The 25,204-nt window shown below is 67.0% G+C and carries 23 protein-coding genes; 11 read left to right on the forward strand and 12 right to left on the reverse strand.

The features are described 5' to 3' along the window. Positions 1–3: 3 nt before the first annotated feature. The 3 genes from ACFWF1_RS41240 to ppgK all read right to left on the reverse strand — a co-directional run bounded on the left by ACFWF1_RS41240 (position 4) and on the right by ppgK (position 2,834). Positions 4–231, reverse strand: a complete 228-nt coding sequence (locus tag ACFWF1_RS41240) for a hypothetical protein (protein ID WP_379283870.1) — start codon at positions 229–231, stop codon at positions 4–6. A 193-nt stretch (positions 232–424) separates the two neighbouring features. Further along, positions 425–1,789, reverse strand: coding sequence for an RNA polymerase sigma factor (locus ACFWF1_RS41245; RefSeq protein WP_379283871.1), 1,365 nt, complete (start codon positions 1,787–1,789; stop codon positions 425–427). A gap of 286 nt (positions 1,790–2,075) precedes the next feature. Then, entirely contained in the window at positions 2,076–2,834 is a 759-nt protein-coding gene (gene ppgK / locus ACFWF1_RS41250; RefSeq protein WP_357378994.1) for a polyphosphate--glucose phosphotransferase, read from the reverse strand. A gap of 170 nt (positions 2,835–3,004) precedes the next feature. On the opposite strand from ppgK, the gene ACFWF1_RS41255 reads away from it, so the two are divergent. Continuing rightward, positions 3,005–3,928: an inositol monophosphatase family protein gene (locus ACFWF1_RS41255; RefSeq protein WP_379283873.1), complete on the forward strand. Its 924-nt coding sequence runs from the start codon at positions 3,005–3,007 to the stop codon at positions 3,926–3,928. A gap of 48 nt (positions 3,929–3,976) precedes the next feature. Here ACFWF1_RS41255 and cei read toward each other — a convergent pair whose 3' ends face one another. Continuing rightward, the gene (gene cei, locus ACFWF1_RS41260; RefSeq protein ID WP_379283875.1) at positions 3,977–4,654 is read right to left on the reverse strand and encodes an envelope integrity protein Cei; all 678 of its coding nucleotides are present in this window, start codon (positions 4,652–4,654) and stop codon (positions 3,977–3,979) included. A gap of 408 nt (positions 4,655–5,062) precedes the next feature. Between cei and ACFWF1_RS41265 the strand changes: the two genes are divergently transcribed. Further along, positions 5,063–5,365 carry a DUF4193 domain-containing protein gene (locus tag ACFWF1_RS41265; RefSeq protein WP_107658115.1) on the forward strand — a complete coding sequence of 101 codons (303 nt, stop codon included), beginning with the start codon at positions 5,063–5,065 and terminating at the stop codon, positions 5,363–5,365. A gap of 15 nt (positions 5,366–5,380) precedes the next feature. Here the strand turns inward: ACFWF1_RS41265 and ACFWF1_RS41270 are convergent, their stop codons facing one another. After that, a complete protein-coding gene (locus ACFWF1_RS41270; RefSeq protein ID WP_379283877.1) occupies positions 5,381–5,893 on the reverse strand; it encodes a DUF3093 domain-containing protein in 513 nt (170 codons plus the stop codon). Positions 5,894–5,945: 52 nt separating this feature from the next. On the opposite strand from ACFWF1_RS41270, the gene dut reads away from it, so the two are divergent. Then, on the forward strand, positions 5,946–6,434 hold the full coding sequence (gene dut / locus ACFWF1_RS41275; protein ID WP_379283879.1) for a dUTP diphosphatase: 489 nt from the start codon (positions 5,946–5,948) through the stop codon (positions 6,432–6,434). A gap of 5 nt (positions 6,435–6,439) precedes the next feature. Further along, positions 6,440–7,264 (forward strand): DUF3710 domain-containing protein, encoded by an 825-nt coding sequence (locus tag ACFWF1_RS41280; protein WP_379283930.1) that lies wholly within the window; start codon positions 6,440–6,442, stop codon positions 7,262–7,264. Position 7,265: 1 nt separating this feature from the next. Here the strand turns inward: ACFWF1_RS41280 and ACFWF1_RS41285 are convergent, their stop codons facing one another. Next, positions 7,266–7,979, reverse strand: a complete 714-nt coding sequence (locus ACFWF1_RS41285) for an alpha/beta fold hydrolase (protein ID WP_379283880.1) — start codon at positions 7,977–7,979, stop codon at positions 7,266–7,268. A gap of 128 nt (positions 7,980–8,107) precedes the next feature. On the opposite strand from ACFWF1_RS41285, the gene ACFWF1_RS41290 reads away from it, so the two are divergent. From ACFWF1_RS41290 to ACFWF1_RS41300, 3 genes are all read left to right on the forward strand, one after another. Further along, positions 8,108–8,485, forward strand: coding sequence for an OB-fold nucleic acid binding domain-containing protein (locus ACFWF1_RS41290; RefSeq protein WP_040736821.1), 378 nt, complete (start codon positions 8,108–8,110; stop codon positions 8,483–8,485). A 3-nt stretch (positions 8,486–8,488) separates the two neighbouring features. Beyond that, complete coding sequence (locus tag ACFWF1_RS41295) at positions 8,489–9,211, forward strand: DUF3159 domain-containing protein (protein WP_379283881.1); 723 nt, start codon at positions 8,489–8,491, stop codon at positions 9,209–9,211. A 175-nt stretch (positions 9,212–9,386) separates the two neighbouring features. Beyond that, positions 9,387–10,010, forward strand: a complete 624-nt coding sequence (locus tag ACFWF1_RS41300; protein WP_379283882.1) for a sigma-70 family RNA polymerase sigma factor — start codon at positions 9,387–9,389, stop codon at positions 10,008–10,010. A gap of 57 nt (positions 10,011–10,067) precedes the next feature. Here the strand turns inward: ACFWF1_RS41300 and ACFWF1_RS41305 are convergent, their stop codons facing one another. After that, entirely contained in the window at positions 10,068–10,739 is a 672-nt protein-coding gene (locus ACFWF1_RS41305; protein WP_379283883.1) for a potassium channel family protein, read from the reverse strand. A gap of 2 nt (positions 10,740–10,741) precedes the next feature. After that, a complete protein-coding gene (locus ACFWF1_RS41310) occupies positions 10,742–11,407 on the reverse strand; it encodes a TrkA family potassium uptake protein (protein ID WP_357379009.1) in 666 nt (221 codons plus the stop codon). Positions 11,408–11,567: 160 nt separating this feature from the next. On the opposite strand from ACFWF1_RS41310, the gene ACFWF1_RS41315 reads away from it, so the two are divergent. The 3 genes from ACFWF1_RS41315 to ACFWF1_RS41325 all read left to right on the forward strand — a co-directional run bounded on the left by ACFWF1_RS41315 (position 11,568) and on the right by ACFWF1_RS41325 (position 16,008). Further along, on the forward strand, positions 11,568–13,556 hold the full coding sequence (locus ACFWF1_RS41315; RefSeq protein ID WP_379283884.1) for an APC family permease: 1,989 nt from the start codon (positions 11,568–11,570) through the stop codon (positions 13,554–13,556). A 115-nt stretch (positions 13,557–13,671) separates the two neighbouring features. Next, positions 13,672–15,426, forward strand: a complete 1,755-nt coding sequence (locus ACFWF1_RS41320; protein ID WP_379283886.1) for a TRAM domain-containing protein — start codon at positions 13,672–13,674, stop codon at positions 15,424–15,426. Positions 15,427–15,570: 144 nt separating this feature from the next. Beyond that, entirely contained in the window at positions 15,571–16,008 is a 438-nt protein-coding gene (locus ACFWF1_RS41325) for a hypothetical protein (RefSeq protein WP_379283887.1), read from the forward strand. A gap of 153 nt (positions 16,009–16,161) precedes the next feature. Here ACFWF1_RS41325 and ACFWF1_RS41330 read toward each other — a convergent pair whose 3' ends face one another. From ACFWF1_RS41330 to glsA, 4 genes are all read right to left on the reverse strand, one after another. After that, positions 16,162–16,965 carry an enoyl-CoA hydratase gene (locus ACFWF1_RS41330; RefSeq protein ID WP_379283888.1) on the reverse strand — a complete coding sequence of 268 codons (804 nt, stop codon included), beginning with the start codon at positions 16,963–16,965 and terminating at the stop codon, positions 16,162–16,164. Between the two features lie 199 nt (positions 16,966–17,164). After that, the gene (locus ACFWF1_RS41335; RefSeq protein ID WP_379283889.1) at positions 17,165–18,049 is read right to left on the reverse strand and encodes a CPBP family intramembrane glutamic endopeptidase; all 885 of its coding nucleotides are present in this window, start codon (positions 18,047–18,049) and stop codon (positions 17,165–17,167) included. A 137-nt stretch (positions 18,050–18,186) separates the two neighbouring features. Then, the gene (locus ACFWF1_RS41340) at positions 18,187–18,867 is read right to left on the reverse strand and encodes an SIMPL domain-containing protein (protein ID WP_379283890.1); all 681 of its coding nucleotides are present in this window, start codon (positions 18,865–18,867) and stop codon (positions 18,187–18,189) included. Between the two features lie 1,907 nt (positions 18,868–20,774). Further along, the gene (gene glsA, locus ACFWF1_RS41345) at positions 20,775–22,640 is read right to left on the reverse strand and encodes a glutaminase A (RefSeq protein ID WP_379283891.1); all 1,866 of its coding nucleotides are present in this window, start codon (positions 22,638–22,640) and stop codon (positions 20,775–20,777) included. A 167-nt stretch (positions 22,641–22,807) separates the two neighbouring features. Between glsA and dxs the strand changes: the two genes are divergently transcribed. Then, on the forward strand, positions 22,808–24,718 hold the full coding sequence (dxs, locus tag ACFWF1_RS41350) for a 1-deoxy-D-xylulose-5-phosphate synthase (RefSeq protein ID WP_379283892.1): 1,911 nt from the start codon (positions 22,808–22,810) through the stop codon (positions 24,716–24,718). Positions 24,719–25,204: the final 486 nt, after the last annotated feature.

A 25,204-nucleotide genomic window follows, 5' to 3' on the forward strand; every position in this document is an offset into this window, starting at 1 on the left:
TGGTCACCGCCCGTAACTGCGCGAGGCTTTCATCGCGGCGTCGGCCCGTGCGGCAGCGCTTTTCGCGCGCGCGGCGGCCTGCTTGACGAGCTTCTGTTCGGAATCGGTGACCTCGACCTGGGTCACGCCGGGCGTCGGCGCGGGCGCGGCCTGGGCACGAACGACAAAACCGACCACGGCCAGCACAGCAGTGATCGCGACGGTGACGAACAGGGAACGCAGAACACGCACTTGTCCTCCAAGAATGATCAGGGGTAGAGCCGGACCAAGCGAGAGACGAGACGATGTGGCACAACCACACTACCGGCCGTCGTGCTGCTCGTTTGCTCAGGCCCGCCGGGGATCACCATGGAAACGACAAAGCCCGCATCCGCTGAGCCGCTGAAAACGAAAGCGGCGCAACGAATGCGGGCGTCGAAACGACCTAGTCCAGGTAGTCGCGCAGGACCTGCGAGCGGCTGGGGTGGCGCAGCTTGCTCATGGTCTTGGACTCGATCTGCCGGATGCGCTCACGGGTGACCCCGTACACCTGGCCGATCTCGTCGAGGGTGCGCGGCTGGCCGTCGGTGAGGCCGAAGCGCAGCCGGACCACGCCCGCCTCGCGCTCGGACAGCGTCTCCAGCACCGACTGCAGCTGATCCTGCAGCAGCGTGAAGCTCACCGCGTCCACGGCGACAACGGCTTCGGAGTCTTCGATGAAGTCACCGAGCTGGCTGTCGCCCTCGTCGCCGATGGTCTGGTCCAGCGAGATGGGCTCACGCGCGTACTGCTGGATCTCCAGCACCTTCTCCGGCGTGATGTCCATTTCCTTGGCGAGTTCCTCCGGGGTGGGCTCGCGGCCCAGGTCCTGGAGCAGTTCGCGCTGGATGCGACCGAGCTTGTTGATGACCTCGACCATGTGCACCGGGATGCGGATGGTGCGGGCCTGGTCGGCCATGGCGCGGGTGATGGCCTGCCGGATCCACCAGGTGGCGTACGTGGAGAACTTGTAGCCCTTGGTGTAGTCGAACTTCTCGACGGCGCGGATCAGACCCAGGTTGCCCTCCTGGATCAGATCGAGGAACGCCATGCCGCGGCCGGTGTAGCGCTTGGCCAGCGAGACGACCAGTCGCAGGTTGGCTTCCAGCAGATGGTTCTTGGCGCGGTTGCCGTCGCGGACGATCCAGGTGTAGTCGCGACGCATCGCGACCGGCAGCTTCTCGCCCTGCTCGGTGAACTCGCGCACCTTCTCCGCCGCGTAGAGGCCGGCCTCGATCCGCTTGGCGAGCTCGACCTCCTCTTCGGCGTTGAGGAGCGCGACCTTGCCGATCTGCTTGAGGTAGGCGCGGACCGAGTCGGCCGAAGCGGTGAGCTCGGCGTCCTTGCGGGCCTGCCGTAGCGCCTCGGATTCCTCTTCGTCCCAGACGAAGTCGCCCGAGGCCTTGTCGGCGGCGCTCGGTTCGGCCTCCTCCTCGGCGACTTCGGCGACCTCTTCGACGACCAGGTCCTCGGCGTCCTCGGTGAGGTCGTCCTCGGAGACCTCGAGGTCGCCGAGATCGGCGACGTCGAGCGACTCGTCGTCGCCCGCGTCGTCGGGGCCTGGCTCGCCGTCGGCTCCCACCTTCTTGGTGGCAGCCTTCTTGGCGGGCGCCTTGGCACCGGCCTTCTTCGCAGGCGCCTTCTTGGCAGCGGCCTTCTTGGCCGGGGCCTTCTTCGCGGCAGCCGCCTTACGGACCGGCCGGGCTTCGGTTACATCTGCGGAATCGGCCTCGGCCGAATCGGCGGTCTGACGGGTATTCGTGGCTACCACGTACGCCCTTTCGTGACGGTCTCGTGCGGCGTCACGCCAGAGTGGTCTTCCGGCGGAGCGGTCTGTCGGGTTTCACCGGCGAAAGCCGGTCGGGGTTTCTCCGGCTCAGCACCGGGCACGTTCCATTGTAACGATCTAACCAGGGTACCTATGGCCACCATGCATAAGGCGGCGCTTCGCAAGCTCAGCTTCACTCATTGTCAGCCACGGTAAAGCGTTCGTTCGCTGCGCTACACCCACGGTATACCGTCCGAACTCACGCCGTCGCAGGGTTGCCGCAGCCGGTTTACGGCGCGATGCCCGCGTCGATCGCCATGGCCGCGCCGACGATGCCGGCGGTGTTCTTCAGATGCGCCGGGATCACCTGAGTTCGGTTGGTGAGCAACGGAATCCACTGATCGGAGTCGCGGCTGATGCCGCCGCCCGCGACGAACACCTTCGGCCAGAAGAGGTTCTCCAGACCGATCAGTACCGTACTCACCTCGGCGGCCCACTGCTCGAAGGACAACCCGTCGCGATCCTTGATCGAGGCAGCGGCGCGATGTTCGGTCTCCATGCCGCCGACCTCGAGATGGCCGAGTTCGCTGTTGGCCACCAGGGTCCCCTGGTACAGCAGGGCCGAGCCGATACCGGTGCCGAAGGTCAGCAGCAGCACCAGTCCGTCGAAATCCTTTGCCGCGCCGTAGCGATCCTCGGCCAGGCCCGCCGCGTCCGCGTCGTTGAGCACGGTCACCTCGCGCCCGTCCAGGGTGTTCGAGAACAGCGCCCGCGCGTCGGTGCCGACCCAGGCCTTGTCGATGTTGGCCGCCGTGCGCGCGACCCCGTCGAGCACCACCGACGGCAGGGTGATGCCGACCGGTCCGTCCCAATCGGCTTGCGCCACCAGCTTTGCCACCGCGTCGGCGACGGCCTGCGGGGTGGACGGATGCGGTGTCGCGATCTTGATGCGTTCGTGGACCAGCTCACCGGTCGCCAGATCCACCGCGCCACCCTTGACGCCGCTGCCGCCGATATCGATGCCGAATGCGTGCCCCCGAGCGGACATGACTGAGCCCTCGTTCCTGTGCTGGCCGGTGTGGAGCACAACACCGATGCACAAGGCTTCACCCCGGCCGCGAGCGGCGATGCGGTGGTGTGCCCGACGACGGCGTTGTGTCGTGCACGACAAGAGTAATGCGCGATCGATGCTGCGCGTTCCCGAGGATCTGTGATGCGATGGGGGGCGTGCCGGAAACCTCATCGCCCGTGTCCGACTACACCTCCGAGATCATCGTCGCCCGCGGCGACGAGGCCGAACTGCGCAGAGTCGCCGTCGACCTCGCCGAAACCGCCGCGGCGCACGTCCGAGCCCGCCGCCCCGAGGTCTTCGGCCAGGCCAGTGGACCCGCCGAGGGGGCGGTGCAGGCCAAGGCCCATCCGACCGACCCGGTGACCATCGTGGACACCGAAACCGAAGAACTGATCCGCGGCCTGCTGGCCGAGCAACGCCCCGGCGATCCCATCCTCGGCGAGGAGGGCGGCGGCAGCCTCGCCGACTCGGCGGCCGACGTCGTGCACTGGGTAGTAGACCCAATCGACGGCACGGTGAATTTCCTGTATGGCATCCCCGGCTACGCGGTCTCGGTGGCCGCGATGCGCGGCGGGCGTCCGGTCGCCGGCGCGGTGGTGGACGTCGCCCGGCGGGCCACCTACAGTGCCGGGCTCGGGCTCGGCGCGATCCGGGTGGACGCCGAGGGCGCGGTGGAACATCTGCGCTGCACGCCGGTCGAGACGGTCTCGATGTCGTTGGTGGCCACCGGTTTCGCCTACGGCAAGCACCGCCGGACCAGGCAGGCCCAGTTGATCGGCGAGATCCTGCCGCAGGTGCGTGACATTCGTCGCTTCGGCGCGGCCGCGCTGGACCTGTGTCACGTCGCGGCGGGCCGGGTGGATGCCTACTTCGAGCACGGCCTGAACGCGTGGGACTGGGGCGCGGGCGCGTTGATCGCGGCCGAGGCGGGTGCCCGGCTCACGCTGCCGCCCGCGACCAATCCGGGCGAGGCGGGCGACCTGGTGATCGCCGCGGCCCCCGGCATCGCCGACGAGTTGTTCGACTTGCTCGATCGAGTCGGTGCCACAGAGCCGATTCCCGACCGCTGAACGCGAAAAAGCCCGATCGGCGACCACCGATCGGGCTTTCGCTTTTCGCTAGCAGCGAGCCTGTCTGGCGGCTTCCAGCAGCTTGATGTCGATCGAGGTGCTGTTGCCCGGCGCCGGGTTCTTCAACGACCGCAGCACCTCCTCGGCGTCGTTGCTCGGCCGGATGTCGCGGAACAGCGACCCGAGCACCATGTCGACCGTCTCGTCGGCCCGCTGATCCTCGATCAGCTCGGCGCACGGCACGACCAGCTGGACCGACGCGGCGGCCGGTCGGCCGTTCACGCCGAACCGGATCTGGCCGGTGCACTCCAGGTCGCCGTTGACGTATACCGAATCGTTGCCATATTGCGTTCCCGGCGCGCTGGCGAACCCTAGGTCGCCGAACTGCGCCGCGACGTGCGCGGCCTGGCCGCGCTGGTTGTTCGCGTTGAGCACGCGCACCTTGCTGGCCGCGAGCGGCGCGGGTTCCACGTCCTGCAGCCGGCTCGCGCCGACCCGCTGACCGAGCGGTACCGCTGGTTGAGCGCCCGGCTCGGTGGCCGGGCTCGGCGAGTTGCACGCCATCGCGCTGGTGTCGTGCTCGGTCGTCGTCAACGCCTTGACCCACACAATCGTGCAGATCAGCGTGACGATGCCGAGCATGATGAGCCAGGGCTGCGGGCGCCGTCGGAGGAAGGGCCTGCCCTGGGAATCCACGGGGCGGCCTTCGGTGATCAGTGAAACCACCAGCACACTCTACGAAAAGGTCACGGTACGGGGCGACGGCAGGCCGTCGAGCGGCGAAATACGTTGCGGAAGGTCTCGGGGAGTTCGACGGATGGTGTCGATTACCCGTCGGTTTCGAATCGTCTGTGTTTTGATTGCGACTTTTGTGCTGGGGTCCGCTATTGTCTGGCGGCCCAGATCGAATCGCCGGTGGCGAAATTGGTGGTCGGTCGCGGGAACAAGTAGGGCATGTCCTGCGTTTACCGAGCGCTATCCGGAGTGGATCAGCCCGATCCGACCTGATGGGTGACCGGTGTACGTGTGACGTGCACCACCGGCGGGACGGTGCGAGTCACGGCGGTTCCAGCAGGAATCGGTGTGAGCGAAACCGGTCCGGGATATACGAAGTAAGGACGAGGGGAAGACGACATGGCAACCGACTATGACGCACCGAGGCGTACCGAAACCGACGATGTGTCGGAAGATTCGCTGGAGGAGCTGAAGGCTCGTCGTAACGAGGCACAGTCCGCCGTCGTGGATATCGACGAATCCGATACCGCGGAGTCGTTCGAGCTTCCCGGCGCGGACCTGTCCGAGGAAGTGCTGAGCGTTCGGGTGATCCCGAAGCAGGCCGACGAGTTCACCTGTTCCAGCTGCTTCCTCGTGCACCACCGGAGCAGGCTGGCCAGCGAGAAGGGTGGTCAGCTGATCTGCATGGACTGCGCGGCGTGAGCTAGCTCGCGGTGATCAGCCCGCGCTGGGCAGCCCCAGCGCGGCTAGGACCCGCTCGGGGTGACGCGTACTGACCAGCCAGTACGGCGTCGGATCGTCCGGGTCGTCGAGCACGAGTAGCACCATCGGTCCGATCCATGGCCGATGCTGCACATAGGCGGCGGGGTCGAGCTGGCGACCCAGCGCCGCACTCTTCGCCGTGCGGGCCACGACGGCCGCACGGGCGACGAAATTCACCGGGAGGTGGGCGCGGTCGGCACGGAGCTCCAGCGTGCCCGACGCGTCCCGCGCGACCTCGACGCGGTGCCTGCTCAGCCACACCAGCACCCACACCGGAATCGGGAACAGCAGCACATAGGGCAGCCAGGCCCGCAATCCTGGTGCGCCCATGTGGATTTCGGCGGCCAGCAGCCCGGTGATCGCGAACGCCACCGGCCACCACCACAGCGGCACCCAGAGGCGCTCGCGGTACGGCTGCGGGGTTTGCTGTTTCTGGTCCACCGTCACGGGGTTGGGCTGGTCCGACACGACTCAACACTAATTCACGACTGCGGCTGGTCAACGCGTAGGCTCGACCAACGTGAGCGCACTTTCACCTATCCCGTTGCTGCGGCTGGATCCCGGCATCCCCATGCCCGCGCGTGCCCATCAGGGCGACGCCGGCGTGGACCTGTGCACCACGGAAGACGTCATCCTGGAACCGGGGGAGCGCGTGCTGGTCGGCACCGGCGTCGCGGTCGCGCTACCCGTCGGCACGGTCGGCCTGATCCATCCGCGATCGGGGCTGGCGGCCAAGACCGGACTGTCGGTGGTGAACACGCCCGGCACGGTCGATGCGGGCTACCGAGGCGAGATCAAGGTGTGCCTGATCAACCACGACCTGCGCACGCCCATCGAGCTGCGCCGGGGTGACCGGATCGCGCAGCTGCTGGTGCAGCGGGTGGAGCTGGTCGACTTCGTGGAGGTCGACACGCTCGACGAGACCGCGCGCGGTGCGGGCGGTTACGGCTCGAGCGGCGGTCACGCGAGCCTGACCGGTGCGGGCCAGGTCACCGTCAAGGAGGCGTGATGGGCATGTTCGGCAAGAAGAAGCGATCCGACGACGACCAGTACCTGGCCGACGATTTCGACGAGGTCGACGAGTACGACGACGAAGACGAGTACGACACCGACCAGCACCCGGTGGTCGCCGGCAATTACCGCGCGGCCGGTGCGGAAGGTTCGGGCCCGTACGACTTCACCGAGGTTTCCGACCTGCTCGAGAAGGTCACCGATCAGCGGCTCGACCTCGGCTCGGTGATCCTGCCGGTGCCGCAGGGCGGCCAGCTGCAGGTCGAGATGACTCCCGACGGCACGCCGCAGGCGGTGCACCTGGCCACCGAGCACGGCAGGCTCACCGTCTCCGCGTACGCCGCGCCGAAGTCGGCGGGCCAATGGCGCACGGTGGCCGCCGATCTCGCCGATTCGCTGCGCAACGACGGCGCGCGGGTCGCGGTGGAGACCGGCCCGTGGGGTCGCGAGCTGCTCGCCATCACCGAGGGTGCGGACCTGCGGTTCATCGGTGTCGATGGGCCGCGCTGGATGGTTCGGCTGGTCGCGGCGGGCCCGTCGGGTGCGTCGAACGACGGCAGTCCGCTGGTCGCGGCGGCCCGGGCGATCCTGCGCGAGACCGTGATTCGCCGCGGCGACGATCCGCTGCCGGTGCGTGAGCCACTACCCGTGGTGCTGCCGCAGGAACTGGCCGAACAGCTGGCCGCGGCGCACCAGGCACAGGCCGATGCCCAGCAGCAGCAGGCGGCGGCGCAAGCCGCAGCGCCGCAGGCCGCCCCGCCGCGGATGCCGGAGGGACCGCGTCGCGGCGCGGACGGTTCGGCGATGCAGCAGTTGGGTCTGAACTAACTCAGCCGCGCGTCAGGGCGGCAAATCCCGTGTGCCCGAGGATCGCCGGATCCGCGCCGAGTTCGGCGAGCGTGATCCGGTGAATCGTCGACCGCGGGATCAGCGCCGCCCATTCCTCGGCGATCGCGAACGGATGCACCGGATCGTCGACGGCCGTCACCACCGCGACCGGCACCTCGATGGTGCCGAGCCGCTCGGTCCCGGGCCATTTGTAGTCGGCCGCTTCCTCCAGTGCCGCAGGCAGATTCGGCCACTGTGACCGCCACGACTGCGTGAGCGCGTCGGCGAGCCAGCGCGGGCTGCTCGCCCGCATCCGCTCGACCACCGCGTCCAATCCGTCGGTCCGCAACTGCGCCGCGGTCGCCGACGCGCTCAACGCGGCGGGGCAGGCGGTCGTGTCCGGCCCGGTCCACCCGGGCAGCGCCGCGACCACCCCGGCCGTCCGGTCCGGATGTTCGGCGGCCCAGTCGATCGCGACCGCGGCACCCAACGAGATTCCCGCCACAACAATCGGTCCCGCCGCGGCCGCCGTGTCGAGCGCGGCTCGGTAACTCGCGACCACCGCCGTCGGGTCGGGCTCCACCGCGATCACGTCGAGACGGCGCGCGCGGCAGGCGGGTTCGAACGCGCGACGCGCGAAATCCGCGTCGGATCCGGTTCCCGGCAGCGCCACGACGACGTGGGCGGCCGACACGGAGTGTGGGGAGTCGAACACCGGTCCGAGCGTAGCGGGGGTGTGCTGGTGCATCTACAGTGGCGGGTGTACGTCCACCGCCGGTCGTGCTGAGAATCCACGATGGTGTGCGATCCACACTGTCTGCTCTATGCAGGAGAGCGTGCGAAATGTCATCCGCTGCCTCAGGGTATTTTCGACGTCTGGGCCGCAGACTGACCGAGGATCTCGACCAGTTGGACGCCGAGGAGCTTGCCGAGAAATCGGAGGCTTCGGGAGCGTGCCGTGCGTCGGAGTGTCGCCGCGGCGACGAGGCCACGATGCTCGGTAAGCTGCGCAGTGTCGAAGCGTGTTCGAAGTCCGCCGGCGCTACGGTGCAAGCGGAATTCTTCGACGGCACCGACGCCATCACCCTGGTGTGGATCGGCCGTCGGCGCATTCCCGGTATCGAACCCGGGCGGCGTATCTTGGTTCGCGGCCGCGTCGGTGATCGAGACGGCCGCAAGGTGATCTACAACCCCTACTACGAACTGCGCGGGAACAGCTGACGTATGCCATCGAGCAACGACAACGCCCCCTCGGGCGAACAGACCCCCTCGACCGAACAGCTCGAGCCGGCCGTGCCTCTCGACCATGGCGAGGCTCTCGACCCTGACGAGGAAGCGGCCGAACAGACGTTGCTCGAGCAGTTGGGCGGCTTCAGCGGCCTGATCTATTCGACGGTTCCCGTCGTCGTGTTCGTTCCCGTCAACAGCTTCGCCGGGCTCACCTGGGCGATCTGGGCGGCCCTCGGCGTGGCCGCACTCATCCTGGTCTGGCGCCTGATCCGGCGCAGCCCCATCCAGCCCGCCATCTCCGGCTTCCTCGGCGTCGGCATCTGCGCGTTCATCGCCTACCGCATGGGGGAGGCCAAGGGCTTCTTCCTGTTCGGCATCTACACGAGCCTGGTGTACGCGGGTGTCTTCCTGATCTCGATGCTGGTGCGCTGGCCGCTGGTCGGCGTGATCTGGGGCGTGCTGAACGGCCACGGCACCGACTGGCGCAGCGATCAGCGGGTGCAGCGCCTCTACTACCTCGCGACCACCACCTGGGTGCTGGTCTTCGGCGCCCGCTACCTGGTGCAGTCGCAGCTCTACGACACCGACCGCACCGGCTGGCTGGCCTTCACCCGCATCGCCATGGGCTGGCCGCTCACCGCGGTCGCGCTGGCGGTCACCGTGTGGGCGGTGCGTCGTGCGGGGCACATGCCCACCAAGTCCGCGGTAGCGGCTTAGCCCGCGTAAGACGTTAACCCTGCGGGTCTTTCCCGCGAAAGCCATCAGGGGTGGGGTAACTGCCACCGCCGAGGTGGGTGGTTACCCACCCTGGGGTGCCTGGCTGGTGGGTCCGGTTCGTCAGACGATCGTTGCGTACAGAAAACAACGCACGATCGTAGGAAAGGACTCGGACGTGGCTACCGAGCACAACACCGCAGCATTGTCGAAGAACCACAATCCGGCCCTGTCGGAGAGCCGCCGGGTGGCGGCCGAACTGGACAAGTTGATCGGCCCGGCGGCAGCGGGCGACCGCAACGCCGTCACCGAGATCATCCGCGTCGTGCATCCGCTGGTCCGCCGGTATTGCGGTGCGCGCCTTGGCAATACGGCGCACCTGCAGGTGACCGCGGACGACGTGGTGCAGGAGATCCTGATCGCCACCGTCAAGGCGATTCCGCGCTACCGCGATCAGGGCAAGTCGTTCCTCGCCTTCGTCTACGGCATCGCCTCGAACAAGGTCGCCGACGCGTTCCGCCGCTCGCAGCAGCACCCCACCTACCCGATGGCCGAAATGCCGGACACCGCGTCCACCGAGGCGGGCCCCGAAGAGTGGGCGCTCGCGCTCGAACGGCGCGCGGCCACCAAGGAACTCATGAAGATCCTGGCGCCCGCGCACCGCGAGGTGCTGGTGATGCGCATCGTGCTCGGCTGGTCGGCGGCGCAGACCGCAGAGGCGATCGGCACCAGTCCCGGCGTGGTCCGGGTGATGCAGCACCGCGCGCTGAACAAGCTGCGCGCGGAACTGAAAGTGGCCTAGCCGAAGTCGCTACCGTCCGTGAAGTCGCTACCGCCGAGCATCAGCCCTGTCGGGGAGTCAAGGCTTGATGCCATGGTTGGCGAGTTCGACCCGGAGGTCCTCTTCGGCCTCCACCGAGGTCACGAACAGTAGTTCGTCGTCGCCCTCGAACGGATCATCCGGTTGCGGCACGATCACCCGGCCGCCGCGCAGAATCGTCACCAGGGCGGCGTCGCGCGGCAGGGTGAGCGTGCGCACCGGCTTACCGGCCAGCCCGGTGTCGCCGGGCAGCGTGATCTCGACCAGGTTGGCCTGACCCTGCCGCAGCGTCATCAGGCGCACCAGATCGCCGACCGTGACCGCCTCCTCGACGAGCGAGGCGAGCAGCCGCGGGGTGGACACCGCGACGTCCACACCCCATGACGCGTCGAAGAGCCATTCGTTGCGCGGATCGTTCACCCGCGCCACCACCCGGCGCACACCGAACTCGGTCTTGGCGAGCAGGCTGTGCACCAGATTGGCTTTGTCGTCACCGGTGGCCGCGATGACCACCTCGTAGGTTTCCAGTCCCGCATCCTCCAGCAGCGCGAGTTCGCAGGCGTCGGCGTGCACCCAGACCGCGTCCGGGATCGCCTCCGGCTCGATGTGGTCGAGTTGCCGCTCGAGCAGCATGACGTTGTGTCCACCGCGCAGCAATTCCCTGGCGATGGATCGGCCGACGGCGCCTGCCCCGGCGATGGCCACTTTCATGTTCAGTCCTCGCTCACGGGGGGCTTGCCTGCCAACGCGATGGCCTCACCCACGGAACCCGAGGTGGCGGCGACATAGACGACGTCATCGGCCTGCACGATGGTCTTGCTGTCGGGCAGCAGCCCCTGGCCGAATCGGATGATGAACGCGACTCGCACGCTCACCTCGCGCTCCAGGTCGCGCACGGTCCGGCCATACCAGTCCTCGTGCAACGTCAGCTGCGTCACAGCTACCGTGCCGGTCGGGTCGCGCCAGGTGGTGGTGCTGTTGTCGCCGATGAGGGCGCGCAGGAACCGGTCGGTGGTCCACGGCACGGTGGCGATGGTCGGGATGCCGAGCCGCTCGTAGACGGCGGCGCGTTTCGCGTCGTAGATGCGCGCGACCACCCGCTCGACGCCGAACATCTCGCGGGCCACCCGCGCGGAGATGATGTTGGAATTGTCACCGGAGGAGACGGCGGCGAACGCGTCGGCGCGCTCGATTCCGGCCCGCACCAGCACATCTCGGTCGAAGCCGACGCCGGTCACCCGCTCACCGGTGAAGTCCTGGCCCAGGCGCAAGAAGGCGGCCGGGTCCCGGTCGATCACGGTGACCTCGTGGCCGACCCGGACCAGGGCACGGGCCAGCGCCGAGCCGACGCGCCCACAACCCATGATCACTACGTACACCCGTGCAACCTCGTTCCTGGAACCAAGCGTTCGGTCTGCTAATTATGTGGTCGAACGGTACCTGTCGAATCATTCCATCGGCCACGTTCCCCCTCCACCGCGTGGCCAAACCTGCGAGCCACGCGCGCGACCACCCTCGCGTGCGCCTATGCTCGCTCCAGTGTCCAAGTTGACGACGGCAGCGAAACGAATGCTGCTGGGCAGGCCTTTCCGTAGTGATTCGCTTGGCCATACCCTGCTGCCGAAGCGCATCGCCCTTCCGGTCTTCGCCTCCGATGCGATGTCCTCTGTCGCGTACGCGCCCGAAGAAATTTTCCTGGTGTTATCCGCGGCCGGGATCTCGGCCTACGTTTATGCCCCCTGGGTCGGCCTGGCCGTCGCCTTGGTGATGGCCGTGGTCGTAGCAAGCTATCGGCAAAACGTGCACGCCTATCCGTCCGGTGGCGGTGACTATGAGGTCGCGACGACGAACCTCGGACCCAACGCGGGTCTGACCGTCGGCAGCGCGCTGCTCGTCGACTATGTGCTCACGGTGGCCGTGTCGATTTCCTCCGCCGCGTCCAACATCGGCTCGGCGATTCCGTTCGTCGCCACGCACAAGGTGCTGTTCGCCGTGGTGGCGATCGCCATCCTGACCGCGATCAACCTGCGCGGCATCCGCGAGTCGGGCACCACCTTCGCCGTTCCGACGTATGCGTTCATCGTCGGCATGTTCATCATGCTCGGCTGGGGGCTGTTCCGGATCTTCATCCTCGGCGACAACCTACAGGCGGAATCGGCGGGTTTCACCTTGAAGGCGGAGGACGAGCACCTGTACGGACTCGCCTTCGCCTTCTTGATCGCCCGCTCGTTCTCCTCCGGCTGTGCCGCGCTGACCGGTGTCGAGGCGATCAGCAACGGCGTGCCCGCGTTCCGGAAGCCGAAGTCGCGCAACGCCGCCACCACGCTGCTGATGCTCGGCACCATCGCGATCGTGCTGCTGATGGGCATCATCATCCTGGCCCAGAAGATCGGGATCGTGTACGCGCACAACGATGCGGACCTGATCGGTGCGCCGCCCGGCTACCACCAGAAGACGTTGATCGCGCAGCTCGCCGAGACGGTGTTCCACGGGTTCCCGGTCGGGTTCTTCTTCATCACGACGGTGACCGCGCTGATCCTGGTGCTCGCCGCGAACACCGCGTTCAACGGGTTTCCGGTGCTCGGTTCGATTCTGGCGCAGGACCGTTACCTGCCGAGGCAGCTGCACACGCGCGGCGACCGGCTGGCGTTCAGCAACGGCATCCTGTTCCTGTCCGGTGCGGCCATCGCGTTCGTCGTGCTGTTCGGCGCCGAGGTCACCAAGCTGATCCAGCTGTACATCGTCGGCGTGTTCGTCTCGTTCGTGCTCAGCCAGACCGGCATGCTGCGGCACTGGACCCGGCTGCTGCGCACCGAAACCGATCCGGCGCAGCGGTCGCGGATGAAGCGGTCCAGGGTGATCAACGCCGTCGGCCTCAGCGCGACCGGCGCGGTGCTGATCATCGTGCTCATCACCAAGTTCTTCGCCGGCGCCTACATCGCCATCTGCACCATGGTGGCGATCTTCATCGTGATGAAAATGATTCGCCGGCACTACGATTCGGTGTCGCGCGAGCTGGACGAGCAGGAGTGGGACGGCGTGCTGCCCAGCCGCTCACACTCGATCGTGCTGGTGTCCAAGCTGCATCTGCCCACCCGGCGCGCGCTCGCCTACGCCCGAGCTACCCGGCCGGACACGTTGGAGGCGATCACGGTCAACGTCGACGAGGCCGACACCAGGGCGCTGGTGCGCGAGTGGGAGCAGAGCGATGTGACGGTGCCGCTCAAGGTGATCGAGTCGCCGTATCGGGAAATCACCAAGCCTGTCCTCGATTACGTGAAGCGGGTGCGCAAGGATTCGCCGCGGGATGTGGTGACCGTGTTCATTCCCGAATACGTGGTGGGGCATTGGTGGGAACAGGTGCTGCACAACCAGAGTGCGCTGCGGCTCAAGGGGCGGCTGTTGTTCGAACCGGGTGTGATGGTGACGAGTGTGCCGTGGCAGTTGAGTTCGTCGACGCGGGCGCGGACGCCCGGCATGGTGAACGCGCCCGGGGCGGTGCGTCGCGGTTACGACGATCGATCATGAGTGGGCGGGACGGTTCCGTGGGTGACGGCTCGGATCGTGTCGCAGCGGGCACTGCGCGCGCAGCGGTGCGTGTGACGATGCTGCGTGCGTTGTCCGAGCCTGGCGAGGCGCGGGCATGACCGATTGGCGTGGCACGACTTTCGAGGTGCGCCTCGGGCCGCCCGGACACGGTGGGTTCTGTGTTGGTCGGCACGAGGGGCGAGTGGTGTTCGTCCGGCACGGACTGCCGGGGGAACTGGTACGCGTGCGGGTCACCGAGGATCGTGGCGGCTCGTTCTGCCGCGCCGACGCGGTGGAGATCCTCGAACCGTCCCCGGACCGCGTCCCCGCCACCTGCCCCGTCTCCGGCCCCGGCGGTGCGGGTTGCTGTGATTTCTCCTACGCCACCCCGAAAGCCCAACGGGCGCTGAAAGCTTCGGTGGTCGCCGAACAACTGCGTCGGCTCGCCGGCATCGACCGCGAGATCGTCGTCGAACCGATCACCGGCGCCGGCGACACCACCGGCGGCTGGCGCACCCGCATCCGACTGGCCGTCGACGCCGAAGGGCGAGCGGGCGTCCACGGCTACCGCAGCACCGAGGTGATCACGGATCTCCGCTGCCCCCAACCGGTTTCGGGCGCGCTCGACGGGGTGGCGGATCGATTGTGGACGCCGGGAGCGGATTTGGTGATCGCCGTCGACGGCGACGGGGTGCGTCACATCATCGAACTGGCCCCGGCCGCTGATGGGGATCGACGGAAGTCCCGCGGCGGTGAGTGGCAGCGAGCAGAGCCGAGCGCGGCCGGTGAACGTCGCGACCAACGCGGCCGTGATCGTCGCGGTCGCGCCGAGCGAACTGACCGCCGCCGTACCAGTGACGACCAAGGCGTGCGCGGGCGTGACGATCGTGCCGGACGCAGCAGCGCAGCCGAGCGCGACAACCGTCGCCGCCCGACCGGCAAGCCGGGCAGCGAACTGCGTGGCGACGATGCGCAGGGTGCCTCCGACCGCGGCCATCGTCGCCGCCCGGGTGAAATCGGCGGCGTCTGGCGCGGGGGCACCGCGCAGCGCGATATAGAGAACGACGACCGCCGCCCCGACGAGACTGATAGCGGCGGGCACCAAGACGCCGGTCGCCGTGGCTCCGCCAAACACAACCGCAACCGACACGGTGGGCTCGATCGGCCTGCTAGCGACGACCGAACTGTCGACGATCGGCTGGAGGCACCGCAGGCCGGTGAGCGGCGCAATGCGTCTGCTCGGCGCGCGGCTACTCATGCGGCGCGCGATGAGTGGGTCATCGCGGGAACCGGGCGTGCGGTCGAGTATGTTGCGGGCCGCCGCTGGGAAGTCTCCGCGACCGGCTTCTGGCAAGCCCATCATGGTGCCGCACAATGCTATTCGGACTTGGTCGGCGAGTGGTCCGGGCTACATCCTGGGGGTCTGGCCTGGGATTTGTACAGCGGTGCAGGCGTTTTCGCGTCCCGCCTGGCGGACCAGGTCGGCCAGACCGGCGCGGTACTCGCGGTGGAGTCGGCCCGCTCGGCAGTCGCCGACGGCACCGCCGCCCTGCACGACCTGCCCTGGCTCGACCTGCATGCCCAGCGAGTAGAGCGCTGGGTCACCGAACGCGTAGGCGGCGCAGCACCGGACACCATCGTCCTCGACCCACCCCGCGCGGGCGCAGGCAAAGAGGTGGTCGCCGCGATCACCACCACCGGCCCCCTCCGCATCATCCACATCGGCTGCGACCCAGCCGCTTTCGCCCGTGACCTAGGCCTCTACCAGTCCGCCGGTTACGAACTGGTCGACCTCCGCGCCTTCGACGCCTTCCCCGGCACCCACCACGTCGAATGCATTGCGTTACTGGAGCGCTCGGCCCCGGAGTAACGCGGCAGTATTCACCGAGGTGACATCCAGTCGAGGGCGCAGTACCCCAGGTGAGCATGGTTGATTCTGGAACGAAAACGGTTGTCCTACGTGATGATTAGCTTGCCCAGGCTGGGCGACCGGAGCTTACGAAGGAGAACTGCCATGGCCGCTCCGACGCAATTCACGATTGAGCCTGGAGGGCCGGTCTCGTTGGTCGTGGGCGGCGACAAAGGGAATCCGGGCGTACAGGTGCGGAATACCGGCGGCGGAGTTGCACCGCAAACCGTGCGCGTGACCCTGCCGTCAGGGGGCATCCTCCGGTTCGTGCCCGAAGGTGTGCCCTCCAGGTTCGTGCTGTCCGTGTGGAACCAAGGGCGCGGACTCACCCTGTTCTATGCCGATGAAAATCCTGCCGTAAACCCCGCGCCTACATCACTGACCGTCCGCAGCGTCGATTTGGGCGTGGATGAAGCGGGTGCGGTATCTGCTGTGTGGGTTTCCGTGCAGGCCTTGCAGGTTCCGCCGGACACCATCACCGTGGCATTCAACGTCGGCGGACTGACTTCGAACTCCGGCGAGATAGACGTCAGCCGCTCTTGAGTGACCAGTAGTCTGCGAAATCGCTGACCCTAGCAGGCTTCGTCCGGCGAGGGCTGCCAGCTCGAGTGCTCGATTTGATGCCAGACATCCTGCTTCGTCACAGCTGGGCTTGCTCAACCTCCGGTCCGAGCGCGGTCGTTGGATTTGCGCGCGTCAGTCGTCGTAGACCGGGGGTCTGCGGTCGCGGCGGGCGCGGATGGCTTCGTCGAAGTTGTCGGTGGTGAGGCGGACGTAGAGTTGGGCCATTCCCTCGTGTTGCATGTGGGATTCGAAGCCGCCTGCTTCCATGCCGCTCCACAGCATGCGTTTGGTGAGTTCGGTGCCGACGCGGCTGAAGCTGATGATGCGGTCGGCCAGGTCGTAGCAGGTTTCGAGGAGTTTGGCGGCGGGCACGGTGCGCGAGACGAGGCCGATGCGTTCGGCCTCGGCGGCGTCCACGTCGCGGCCGGAGAGCATGATTTCGAAGGCGCGGGAGGCGCCGATGGCGCGGGGCAGCAGGTAGCTGATGCCGAGTTCGGTGGAGGTGAGGCCGTTGTTGATGCCCGCCGCGCGAAAGTAGGCTTCTTCGGCCGCGATTCGGATGTCGGTGGCGACGCTGAGACAGAATCCGCCGCCGATGGCGGCACCGTTGATCGCGCCGATCACCGGCTGGTTCATTCGCCGCAGCGTGATCATCACATCATTGAGCAGGTCCATCGATCGGCGCGCGACGCTGGTGACGGTGAGGCCCTCGACATTGGGCACCTTGCCTGCGCTCTGCAGATCAGCGCCGGAGCAGAAACCCTGTCCCGCGCCGGTGAGCACCACGACCCGAATGTCGTTGTCGGCGCTGACGTCTTCCAGTGCCTCGCGTAGCGGGATCATCACGTCGAATGCCATGGCGTTCATCCGATCGGGGCGATTCAACGTGACCAGGGCGATGTGCGGTCGCGGTGTGTCGATGAGCACGAACGACATACGAACCCCTAACCAGTGACGGCGTGTCACCAGCTTCTCAATATAAGTCGTCGGCAGTCCGCGCTCGTCCGAACGTGACTTAGACGTACGCGCACCGGTTGCGGTGATGGTGACCGGCGCTCACCATGTCCGGTCGCGGTTCCTCGGGACGTGCACCGGGTTGTGCCGGATATGCGCTTGCCGTGCCGGATACGAAGCGTCAGCCGAATGAAGGCCAGGAGTGTGCCGGTGCCGCAAAGGTTTCCGATTTGGCCGCCACCGGGCGGACCGGGAACCAGGTGAACAGCAACGCCGCGATGACCGTGAGCACGCCCCAGCCGACTATTCCGCAACCCGCGAGCAGCGGATTCGCCTCGTGTGCAGGGGAATCGAACCAGCCGAACAGTACTGCGCTGCCGTTGATCGCGGCGTGCGCGACGACGCACGGCCAGATGCTGCCGGTGTACATCCGCAGCCAGCCGAGGATAGCGCCGAGCGGCACGCAGAATCCGATGAACGCGACGGCGGCCCAGGCGCCGAGGTTCGGATAGTTGTAGCCGAGCAGCGTCAGCGGTGCGTGCCACAGCGCCCAGATCACGCCGGTGGCAACGATTCCGCCGGTGAGCCCGAAGCGGCCGGTGAGCTGCGGCATCAGCCAGCCACGCCAGCCGAGTTCCTCGCCGAGCGCGAACGGCAGGGTGCCGAGGGTGGATACGGTGACCGCGTCGACGACGAGGGCCGCCACCATTGCGGGGCTGGGGAACTCGAAGATGTACACGCCGAAGAGCACGCTCAACCCGAACGCCAGCCACAGGAACAGCGGCGCGCCGAGCCACGCGGCCACGATGAGCCACCCGGTCCGCCGTGGTCGCGCGCCGAGCCGTAACCCGTTCTGCGAGAACAGCGCAGACCACGATAGTCGCCGGTACCGCCACACCGCCAGCACGCCGAACGCGGGGGACAGCATCATCAACGCGGCCGCCGTATGCAGCCACAGTCCGGACCGCAGCCCCTGACCATCGAGCCACGGCCCCGACGCGAGCACCCACGCCGCACCGAACGCGACGAGCAGGAACAGAACGAAATCGTTGCGACGAGCGATCATCCGACATCCTTAGGACGGCGTGCTGCCTTACCTACTCGGACGCCGTAGACGTCCATCCGGTTCCATCGATGTCGAAAATTCTTCTACAGTTTGCGAATAACGATTGCCGAAATCCGCAGCAGCGTGGCCCTGTTGGCTTAATCCATCTGCCAGGTAACCCGGATGTCTGCCGAGATCTCGCTCTCGCCGAGTTCGACCGGAACCGGGGCGGCACCGTAGGCGTCCATCGCGACCGACATCGCCTTCACCCGCGGAAAGGAAGGCGATGCGGCGGAAGTATTCTCGGTGATCTCGAGCACCGCGCCGAGCGCCCGGCCTGCCCTTGCTGCGAACTGCTCAGCCTTGGCGACCGCGTTCTCCCACGCCGCATCCCGCGCTTGGACGAGCAGCGACTCCTGATCGGCGAAGGTGAGGCTCAACCCGCCCAGCCGAACATCGTCGCCGCCCGCGTCGACGGCGTTGGCGATGATCGTCGCGGGACCCGGATCGGCGTCGTCACCGAGGTTGCGCAACGCGACGGTCAGCGACGTACTCGCGACATACCCGGTGATCCGATTGCCCTTGCCCTCGGTCCACACAGTCTCGGTGTGCACCGACAATCCGCTGGTCGCGATGTCCTTACCCTCGACACCGTCGGAGCGCAGCGAACGAGTCACCCCGGCAACCCGCTCACCCGCCTTGCTGTAGGCAAGCGCGACCTTGCCCGCCCGACATTCGACAGAAATCGTGACACGCATCAAATCCGGCGTGGCGCGGGCAGTGCCGCTGCCGAAAATCGTGATGACGCCCGCACCAGCGGACTCGGACTTCTCGTTCACGGCATGCTCCTCAATTGGTCGGCGGTGAGTCTCGCTTCATGTGGTCAACGGCGGAAATCACGCAATCGTCCCCGCCGGTCAAAGTTTGTCAGCCCTTCATCGAGATGCCGGTTCCGCCGCACCCTCGACCCAAGCGTCGCAACCCGGCGCCTCGTGGTGGGGTGACTTTGGTTGTTGGTTGCGTGCCGGGGTGTGGGGTGCGGTGCTGCCGATGCAATAACGGTTCAGGAAGGTCTGCTGGTCCGGGAATGATTGGGTAATGCTGGGCGCGTCGTGTGCCGTCCCCGGCCTTACCCTGCTGTTTGGTCACGGCAGTGACGGTTCCAGCCTGGCTGGGTGGCTGTGGTGCTGTTCTCGAGATTCTCGGGTAGGTGAGTGTGTCGGGTGCGGTGTGGCTGGTGGTGTCGAGAGAGCTAGTGGATTGTCACCTGACGTAGGTTGTGTCCTCTTGATGCCTGCTGCAGCCTGCGTCAAGTGGATGTCCCGTACGTCAAGTCGTCGTGGCCGCGTCGAGTCGAGTCAAATGGTCGTTCGCGGAGTTCGAGTCGAGTCGAATGGTCGTTGCTGAAGATCAACTAGCGACCTTTCGACTCGACTCGATTCGCTGCCGGGTGACGGCAGCTGCCGGGCGACGCTGGACCGGGCTATTGCACACCGAACTTGGGTTCCGAAGGTCTCGATAGGCCACCAAAGCAGGCCAGCCCGGCTCCCTGGCCAGCCTGGCTGTGGTGCTGTCCCGGAGAGCCTTGGTCAGGGAGGTGTCGCAGGCCGGTGCAGTTGGGCAGTGCCGAGTCGAGCAAGCCAGTGCCACTTGACGTACGTTGCATCGTCTTGATGCATGCTGCAGCCCGCGTCAAGAGGATGCTTCGTACGTCAAGTCGTCGTGGCTGCGTTGAGTCGCGTCACATGGTGGTTCGCGGTGATCGAGTCGAGTCAAATGGTCGTTGTTGAAGATCAAGTAGCGACCTTTCGACTCTGCTCGATTCTTGGTTGCCCACCGGCAGCTACTCGACGACGCCGGGAGTGGCCGTTGCGCACTGAACTTGGGTTCTGAAGGTCTCGATACGCCGCCCCGGCTGGCGAGCGTGGCTAGGGGGCTGTGGTGCTGTTCTCGAGAGGTCTCGGGGAGATGAGTGTGTCGGGCGCGGTGCCGTTGGTGGTGCCGAGCGAGCCGCGGATTGCCACCTGACGCAGGTTGCATCGTCTTGATGCATGCTGCAGCCCGCGTCAAGAGGATGCTTCGTACGTCAAGTCGTCGTGGCTGCGTTGGGTCGCGTCACATGGTGGTTCGCGGTGATCGAGTCGAGTCAAATGGTCGTTGTTGAAGATCAAGTAGCCGCCTTTTGACTCGGCTCGATTCTCTTGTTCGGCAACGGCAACGGCAGCTGTCAGCCCGGCTGTAGTGATGTACTCGAGAGCCTTGGCAGGGGTGGGTGGTGGTCGGCGGGCCCGAGGCGAGTCGCTGGTTGTTCGCCGCGGCGAGGCAAGTTCTGCGCGAAATCGAGTCGAGTCAAATGGTTGTTGCTGAAGATCAAGTAGCGACCATTTGACTCGACTCGATTCTCCGAAAGGCCCTGTTGCGCAACGACAGCTACCTGGCGAGGCTGGAACGGGCCAATACGCACCGAACTCGCCTTCCGAAGGTCTCGATACGCCACCACAGCCGGGCAGCCAGGCTGGAAGATCGCGCCGCGCGCCTGACCGTACGGGGAAGGCCGGGTACGGCGCACGACGCGCTCAGCACTGTTGGGTAAATAGTGCTGTTCGCGAGAGTCTTGGGTAGGGGACTGGCGTGGGTGCGGTGTAGTTGCTGGGGTCGAGTCGGGCGAGCCGGTGCAGTGCGACTTGACGTAGGTTGTGGCCGCTTGACGCGTGCTGCAACCCCCATGCACCGGCCGACGAATCGCTCAGTAGTCACCGCCGCGCACCGCTATTGCGCGCACCGCCGCGTCCATCTGTGCATACGCCCCTGCTGCCAATCGCTCGAGCAACGCCAGCTTCAACTGGGGGGCTCGGGATGCGAGTTGATCGAATCGTGCTGGGCTCAGCACTGCGACGCGCACGCCGGTTTCGGCTCGGGCCTCGTTCACGAACGGGGTCCCGACCAGCATCGGAATTTCTCCGAACGACATTCCGGATGACAAACTCACCAGCCGGTGCGTTCGATCGTCGCTGCCCTCGAAGGTGATTCGCACCCGCCCCTCGAGGATCAGATATAACCCGGACCGCGCGCTCCCGCGCTGCGCGATCACCTCACCGCGCGCGAAAGTGTGTACCTCGAACTCCTTCGCCAACTGCACCCGATCATCGGAGTCGAGCGCCGCGAGCGCCGGATGATCCTCGATCGCGATCGATGTGCAGACCGGCTCGTCGCCGGGCCGATGCTGGTCGAGGACGATGTCCTCGCACCATTCGGTCGCCGTGTCGCGGTCGATGAACACTCGCCCGCGTGGATCGTTCGGATCAAGGCTCGACACCACGTGCCCGAGCTTGGCGTCGGGATCGACCAGTGCCACCCGCACGCCGACCGCCGCGAGCTCGGTTTGCAGATCATCGATCATCCGCACTGCGATCTCGCTCACCTCACCGACTCGGCGCAGATCCACCACCAGCGCCTCCAGCTCACCCGCCTGGGTCTCGATGGTCCGCACCGCACTCTCCGCGCCCGCGAACAACAGATCGCCGTGCAGTTCGTAGACCCGCGCTCGATGCCCGTGTTCGGCGAGCACCGCGATCTCCTCGGTCGTCCGGCGCAGCCGCGACGGCACCTCGGCCACCGAGTATCCGGCCCGGATCGCCGTCCGCGCCGCCCGTGTGACGTGCAGAAAGTGCAGTTCCAGCCGCTGCGACAGTTCCCGGCAGGCCGCGACGCCGCGCACGCTGTTGCCGTGCTTGTCCAGCCGCGGCGAGTAGACCGCGATGCCGATCTGACCGGGCAGCACCGCGACGATGCCACCGCCTACCCCGCTCTTCGCGGGCAGTCCGACGCTGGTCACCCAGTCGCCGGCCGCGTTGTACATGCCGCAGGTGGTCATCACGCTGAGCACTCGCTCGGTGAGCGCCGTGGACAGTGCGCGTTCACCGGTCACCGGGTTGCGCCCGTTGTTGGCCAGGGTGGCCGCCATCTGTGCGAGGTCGCGGCAGGTCACGTCGATCGAGCACTGCCGGAAGTAGCGGTCGACCGCCTCGTCCGGGTCGGAGTCGATGATGCCGAACGAGCGCAGCATGTAACCGATCGCGCGATTGCGGAAACCAGTGCGTGCTTCGGACGCGTACACGGCCTCATTCATGCTCAGTTCGCGCCCGGCGAAGCGCGAATAGCAGCGCCGGATGCGCTCGAATCGCTCACTCGGATCGCGGCCGGTGATCAGCGACGCGGCGGTGATCGCGCCCGCATTGATCATCGGATTGCGCGGGCGCTCGGTCACCGGATCCAAACTGATCTCGTTGAACGCCTCCCCGGAGGGCTCCACATCGATGCGTTCGTCCACGAACTCGGTGCCGCGATCGGCGAGCGCGAGCGCGTAGGTGAACGGCTTGGAGATGGATTGGATGGTGAACGAGATGTCCAGGTCGCCGGTGCCGTAGACCCGCCCGTCGGCGGTGGCCAGGCACAGTGCGAACGAATCCGGCTGCGCCGCAGCGAGTTCCGGAATGTAGTCGGCAAGTGTACCGGAATCGTCGGGCCGGCACAGCTGGAATACGTCGTTGACGATCCTGGACACGACGCCCGGTTCAATTGTCCGCTCGATCGCCTCTTCGGGCTGGGCCACATGATCACTGTAGGCCGAGTACGGTATGCCGAGGCTCACATTTCGGCCTGATGTCGGCAGGTGGCGGTCGTTGCCAGGTGTGGCAGTTGGGTTCTCGTTCGAAGGCACGGCCCGCCGCTCCGTAGACTGATCGGATCAGAAGCGCTATCCGGAGGGAGCGAGTTCAGGTGGGAGTGCTTTCCCAGGTCGACACGCCCGAAGATCTTCGTCCGCTCACCGCACCGCAATTGCGTGAGCTGGCGGACGAGATCCGCGATTTCCTCGTGCAAAAGGTTGCCGCGACCGGCGGGCACCTCGGCCCGAACCTAGGCGTGGTCGAGCTGACCATCGCGCTACACCGGATCTTCGATTCGCCCGCCGACCCGTTGATCTTCGACACCGGCCACCAGGCTTACGTGCACAAGATCCTGACCGGCCGCAAGGGCGAGTTCGACACGCTACGCAAGCAGGGCGGCCTGTCCGGCTACCCGAGCCGCGCCGAGAGCGCGCACGACTGGGTGGAGTCCTCGCACGCCTCCGCGTCACTGTCCTACGCCGACGGACTCGCCAAGGCGTTCGCGCTGACCGGGCAGGACCGGCACGTGGTCGCCGTGGTCGGCGACGGCGCGCTCACCGGCGGCATGTGCTGGGAGGCGCTCAACAACATCGCGGGCGCGCCGGACCGGCCGGTGGTGATCGTCGTCAACGACAACGGCCGCTCCTACGCGCCGACCATCGGCGGCCTGGCCGACCGCCTGACCGCGCTGCGCACCCAGCCCGCCTACGAGCACGCGCTCGACGCCGGGAAACGGATCCTGAAGAGCATCCCGCGGGTCGGCGAGTCCGCGTACTCGATGATGCACGCGGTGAAGGCCGGGATAAAGGATGCGGTGAGCCCGCAGGAGTTGTTCAGCGACCTCGGGATGAAGTATGTCGGCCCGGTCGACGGGCACGACATCGTCGCGCTGGAATCCGCGCTGCGCCGGGCCAAGGACTTCGGTGGGCCGGTCGTGGTGCACGCGGTGACGCAGAAGGGGCACGGGTACGCGCCGGCCGAGAATCACATCGCCGATCAAATGCACGCTTGCGATCCGATCGATCCGCTCACCGGCGTGCCGGTAGGTGGGCCGAAGGCGCTCGGGTGGACGTCGGTGTTCTCGCAGGAACTCGTCGCACACGCCGAACGGCGCGACGACATCGTCGCCATCACCGCGGCCATGCCGGGGCCGACCGGGCTCGCGGCGTTCGGGGAGCGGTTTCCGGAGCGGATGTTCGATGTCGGCATCGCCGAACAGCACGCGATGGCGTCGGCGGCCGGGCTCGCGCTCGGCGGCATGCATCCGGTGGTCGCGATCTATTCGACGTTCCTCAACCGTGCGTTCGATCAGCTGCTGATGGACGTCGCATTGTTGAAGCAGCCGGTGACCGTGGTGCTCGATCGCTCCGGCATCACCGGGCCGGACGGTGCCAGCCACAACGGGATGTGGGACCTGTCCGTGCTCGGCATCATCCCGGGGATCCGGGTGGCGGCACCGCGTGACGCGGCGACGTTGCGCGAGGAACTGGCGGAGGCGCTCGCCGTCAACGACGGGCCCACCGCGATCAGGTTCCCCAAAGGTAGTGTCGCCGACGACATTTCGGCGGTCGAGCGACTCGACGGGGTCGATGTGCTCCGGCTTGCCGCTGGCGATCGCGCCGGCGACGGCGGATCTGTCCAGGCCGTGCGCGGTGATGTGCTGCTGGTGGCCGTCGGTTCCTTCGCCGAGACTGCGCTGCAGGCCGCGGATCTGCTGGAGAACGAAGGTGTTTCGGTCACCGTCATCGATCCGCGCTGGGTCCTGCCGGTCTCCGACACCCTGGTCAAGCTTGCCGAAAACTACCGGCTCGTAGTGACATTGGAAGACGGTGGACTGCACGGTGGCATCGGATCGACCGTGTCGGCTCGGTTGCGCAACTCCGGACTGGACATCCCGACCCGGGATCTCGGTGTGCCACAACAGTTCCTGGATCACGCGTCGCGCGGTGCCGTACACGCGGAGCTCGGCTTGACCGCGCCGGACATCGCCCGACGGATCGGCGGCTGGCTCGCCGCACGGTGAGTCAAGGCTCGGCCGCCGCGCACGGATGCGCCCGCCGCGCGCAGAATTGCTAGCAATCCCGTGCGCGGCTGCACAATTCATGCGCGGCGAGGTCGGGCTGATGTCCGAATAGCAGTGGATCGAGGGTTCCTGGTCCGTCGAGCGGGAGTGCGATCCGCGCGCATGGATGCGGCCGCCCCGATGAAAGGGGGAGCATGTCCAGCGGTCAGCACGTTTGCTCGGGTCCGATCCCCATGAGCCGCAACGCCCAGCCGCAACGCCCAGCTCGGGTCTGATCCTTGTGAGCCCTCGCGGCTGTCGCCAAGCGGATCCGCTTGGCGACAGCCAACGTCCCGCGCCAACGTCCCGCGCCAACGTCCCGCGCCAACGTCCCGGGCCAACGTCGCGGGCCAACGTCGCGGGCCAACGTCGCGGGCCAACGTCGCGGGCCAACGTCGCGGGCCAACGTCGCGGGCCAACGTCGCGGGCCAACGTCGCGGGCCACGT

Origin of the sequence: Nocardia sp. NPDC060255 (assembly GCF_042727395.1) — a bacterium.
Classification (GTDB): domain Bacteria; phylum Actinomycetota; class Actinomycetes; order Mycobacteriales; family Mycobacteriaceae; genus Nocardia.

Bases quoted from the DNA above. Each gene is read 5' to 3' on its own strand.
- ACFWF1_RS41335 (WP_379283889.1), bottom strand. From the start codon at position 18,049: ATGATCGCTCGTCGCAACGATTTCGTTCTGTTCCTGCTCGTCGCGTTC.
- ACFWF1_RS41265 (WP_107658115.1), top strand. From the start codon at position 5,063: ATGGCAACCGACTATGACGCACCGAGGCGTACCGAAACCGACGATGTG.
- ACFWF1_RS41280 (WP_379283930.1), top strand. From the start codon at position 6,440: ATGTTCGGCAAGAAGAAGCGATCCGACGACGACCAGTACCTGGCCGAC.
- ACFWF1_RS41255 (WP_379283873.1), top strand. From the start codon at position 3,005: ATGGGGGGCGTGCCGGAAACCTCATCGCCCGTGTCCGACTACACCTCC.
- ACFWF1_RS41320 (WP_379283886.1), top strand. From the start codon at position 13,672: ATGACCGATTGGCGTGGCACGACTTTCGAGGTGCGCCTCGGGCCGCCC.
- ACFWF1_RS41305 (WP_379283883.1), bottom strand. From the start codon at position 10,739: ATGAAAGTGGCCATCGCCGGGGCAGGCGCCGTCGGCCGATCCATCGCC.
- ACFWF1_RS41290 (WP_040736821.1), top strand. From the start codon at position 8,108: ATGTCATCCGCTGCCTCAGGGTATTTTCGACGTCTGGGCCGCAGACTG.
- ppgK (WP_357378994.1), bottom strand. From the start codon at position 2,834: ATGTCCGCTCGGGGGCACGCATTCGGCATCGATATCGGCGGCAGCGGC.
- ACFWF1_RS41325 (WP_379283887.1), top strand. From the start codon at position 15,571: ATGGCCGCTCCGACGCAATTCACGATTGAGCCTGGAGGGCCGGTCTCG.
- ACFWF1_RS41295 (WP_379283881.1), top strand. From the start codon at position 8,489: ATGCCATCGAGCAACGACAACGCCCCCTCGGGCGAACAGACCCCCTCG.
- ACFWF1_RS41330 (WP_379283888.1), bottom strand. From the start codon at position 16,965: ATGTCGTTCGTGCTCATCGACACACCGCGACCGCACATCGCCCTGGTC.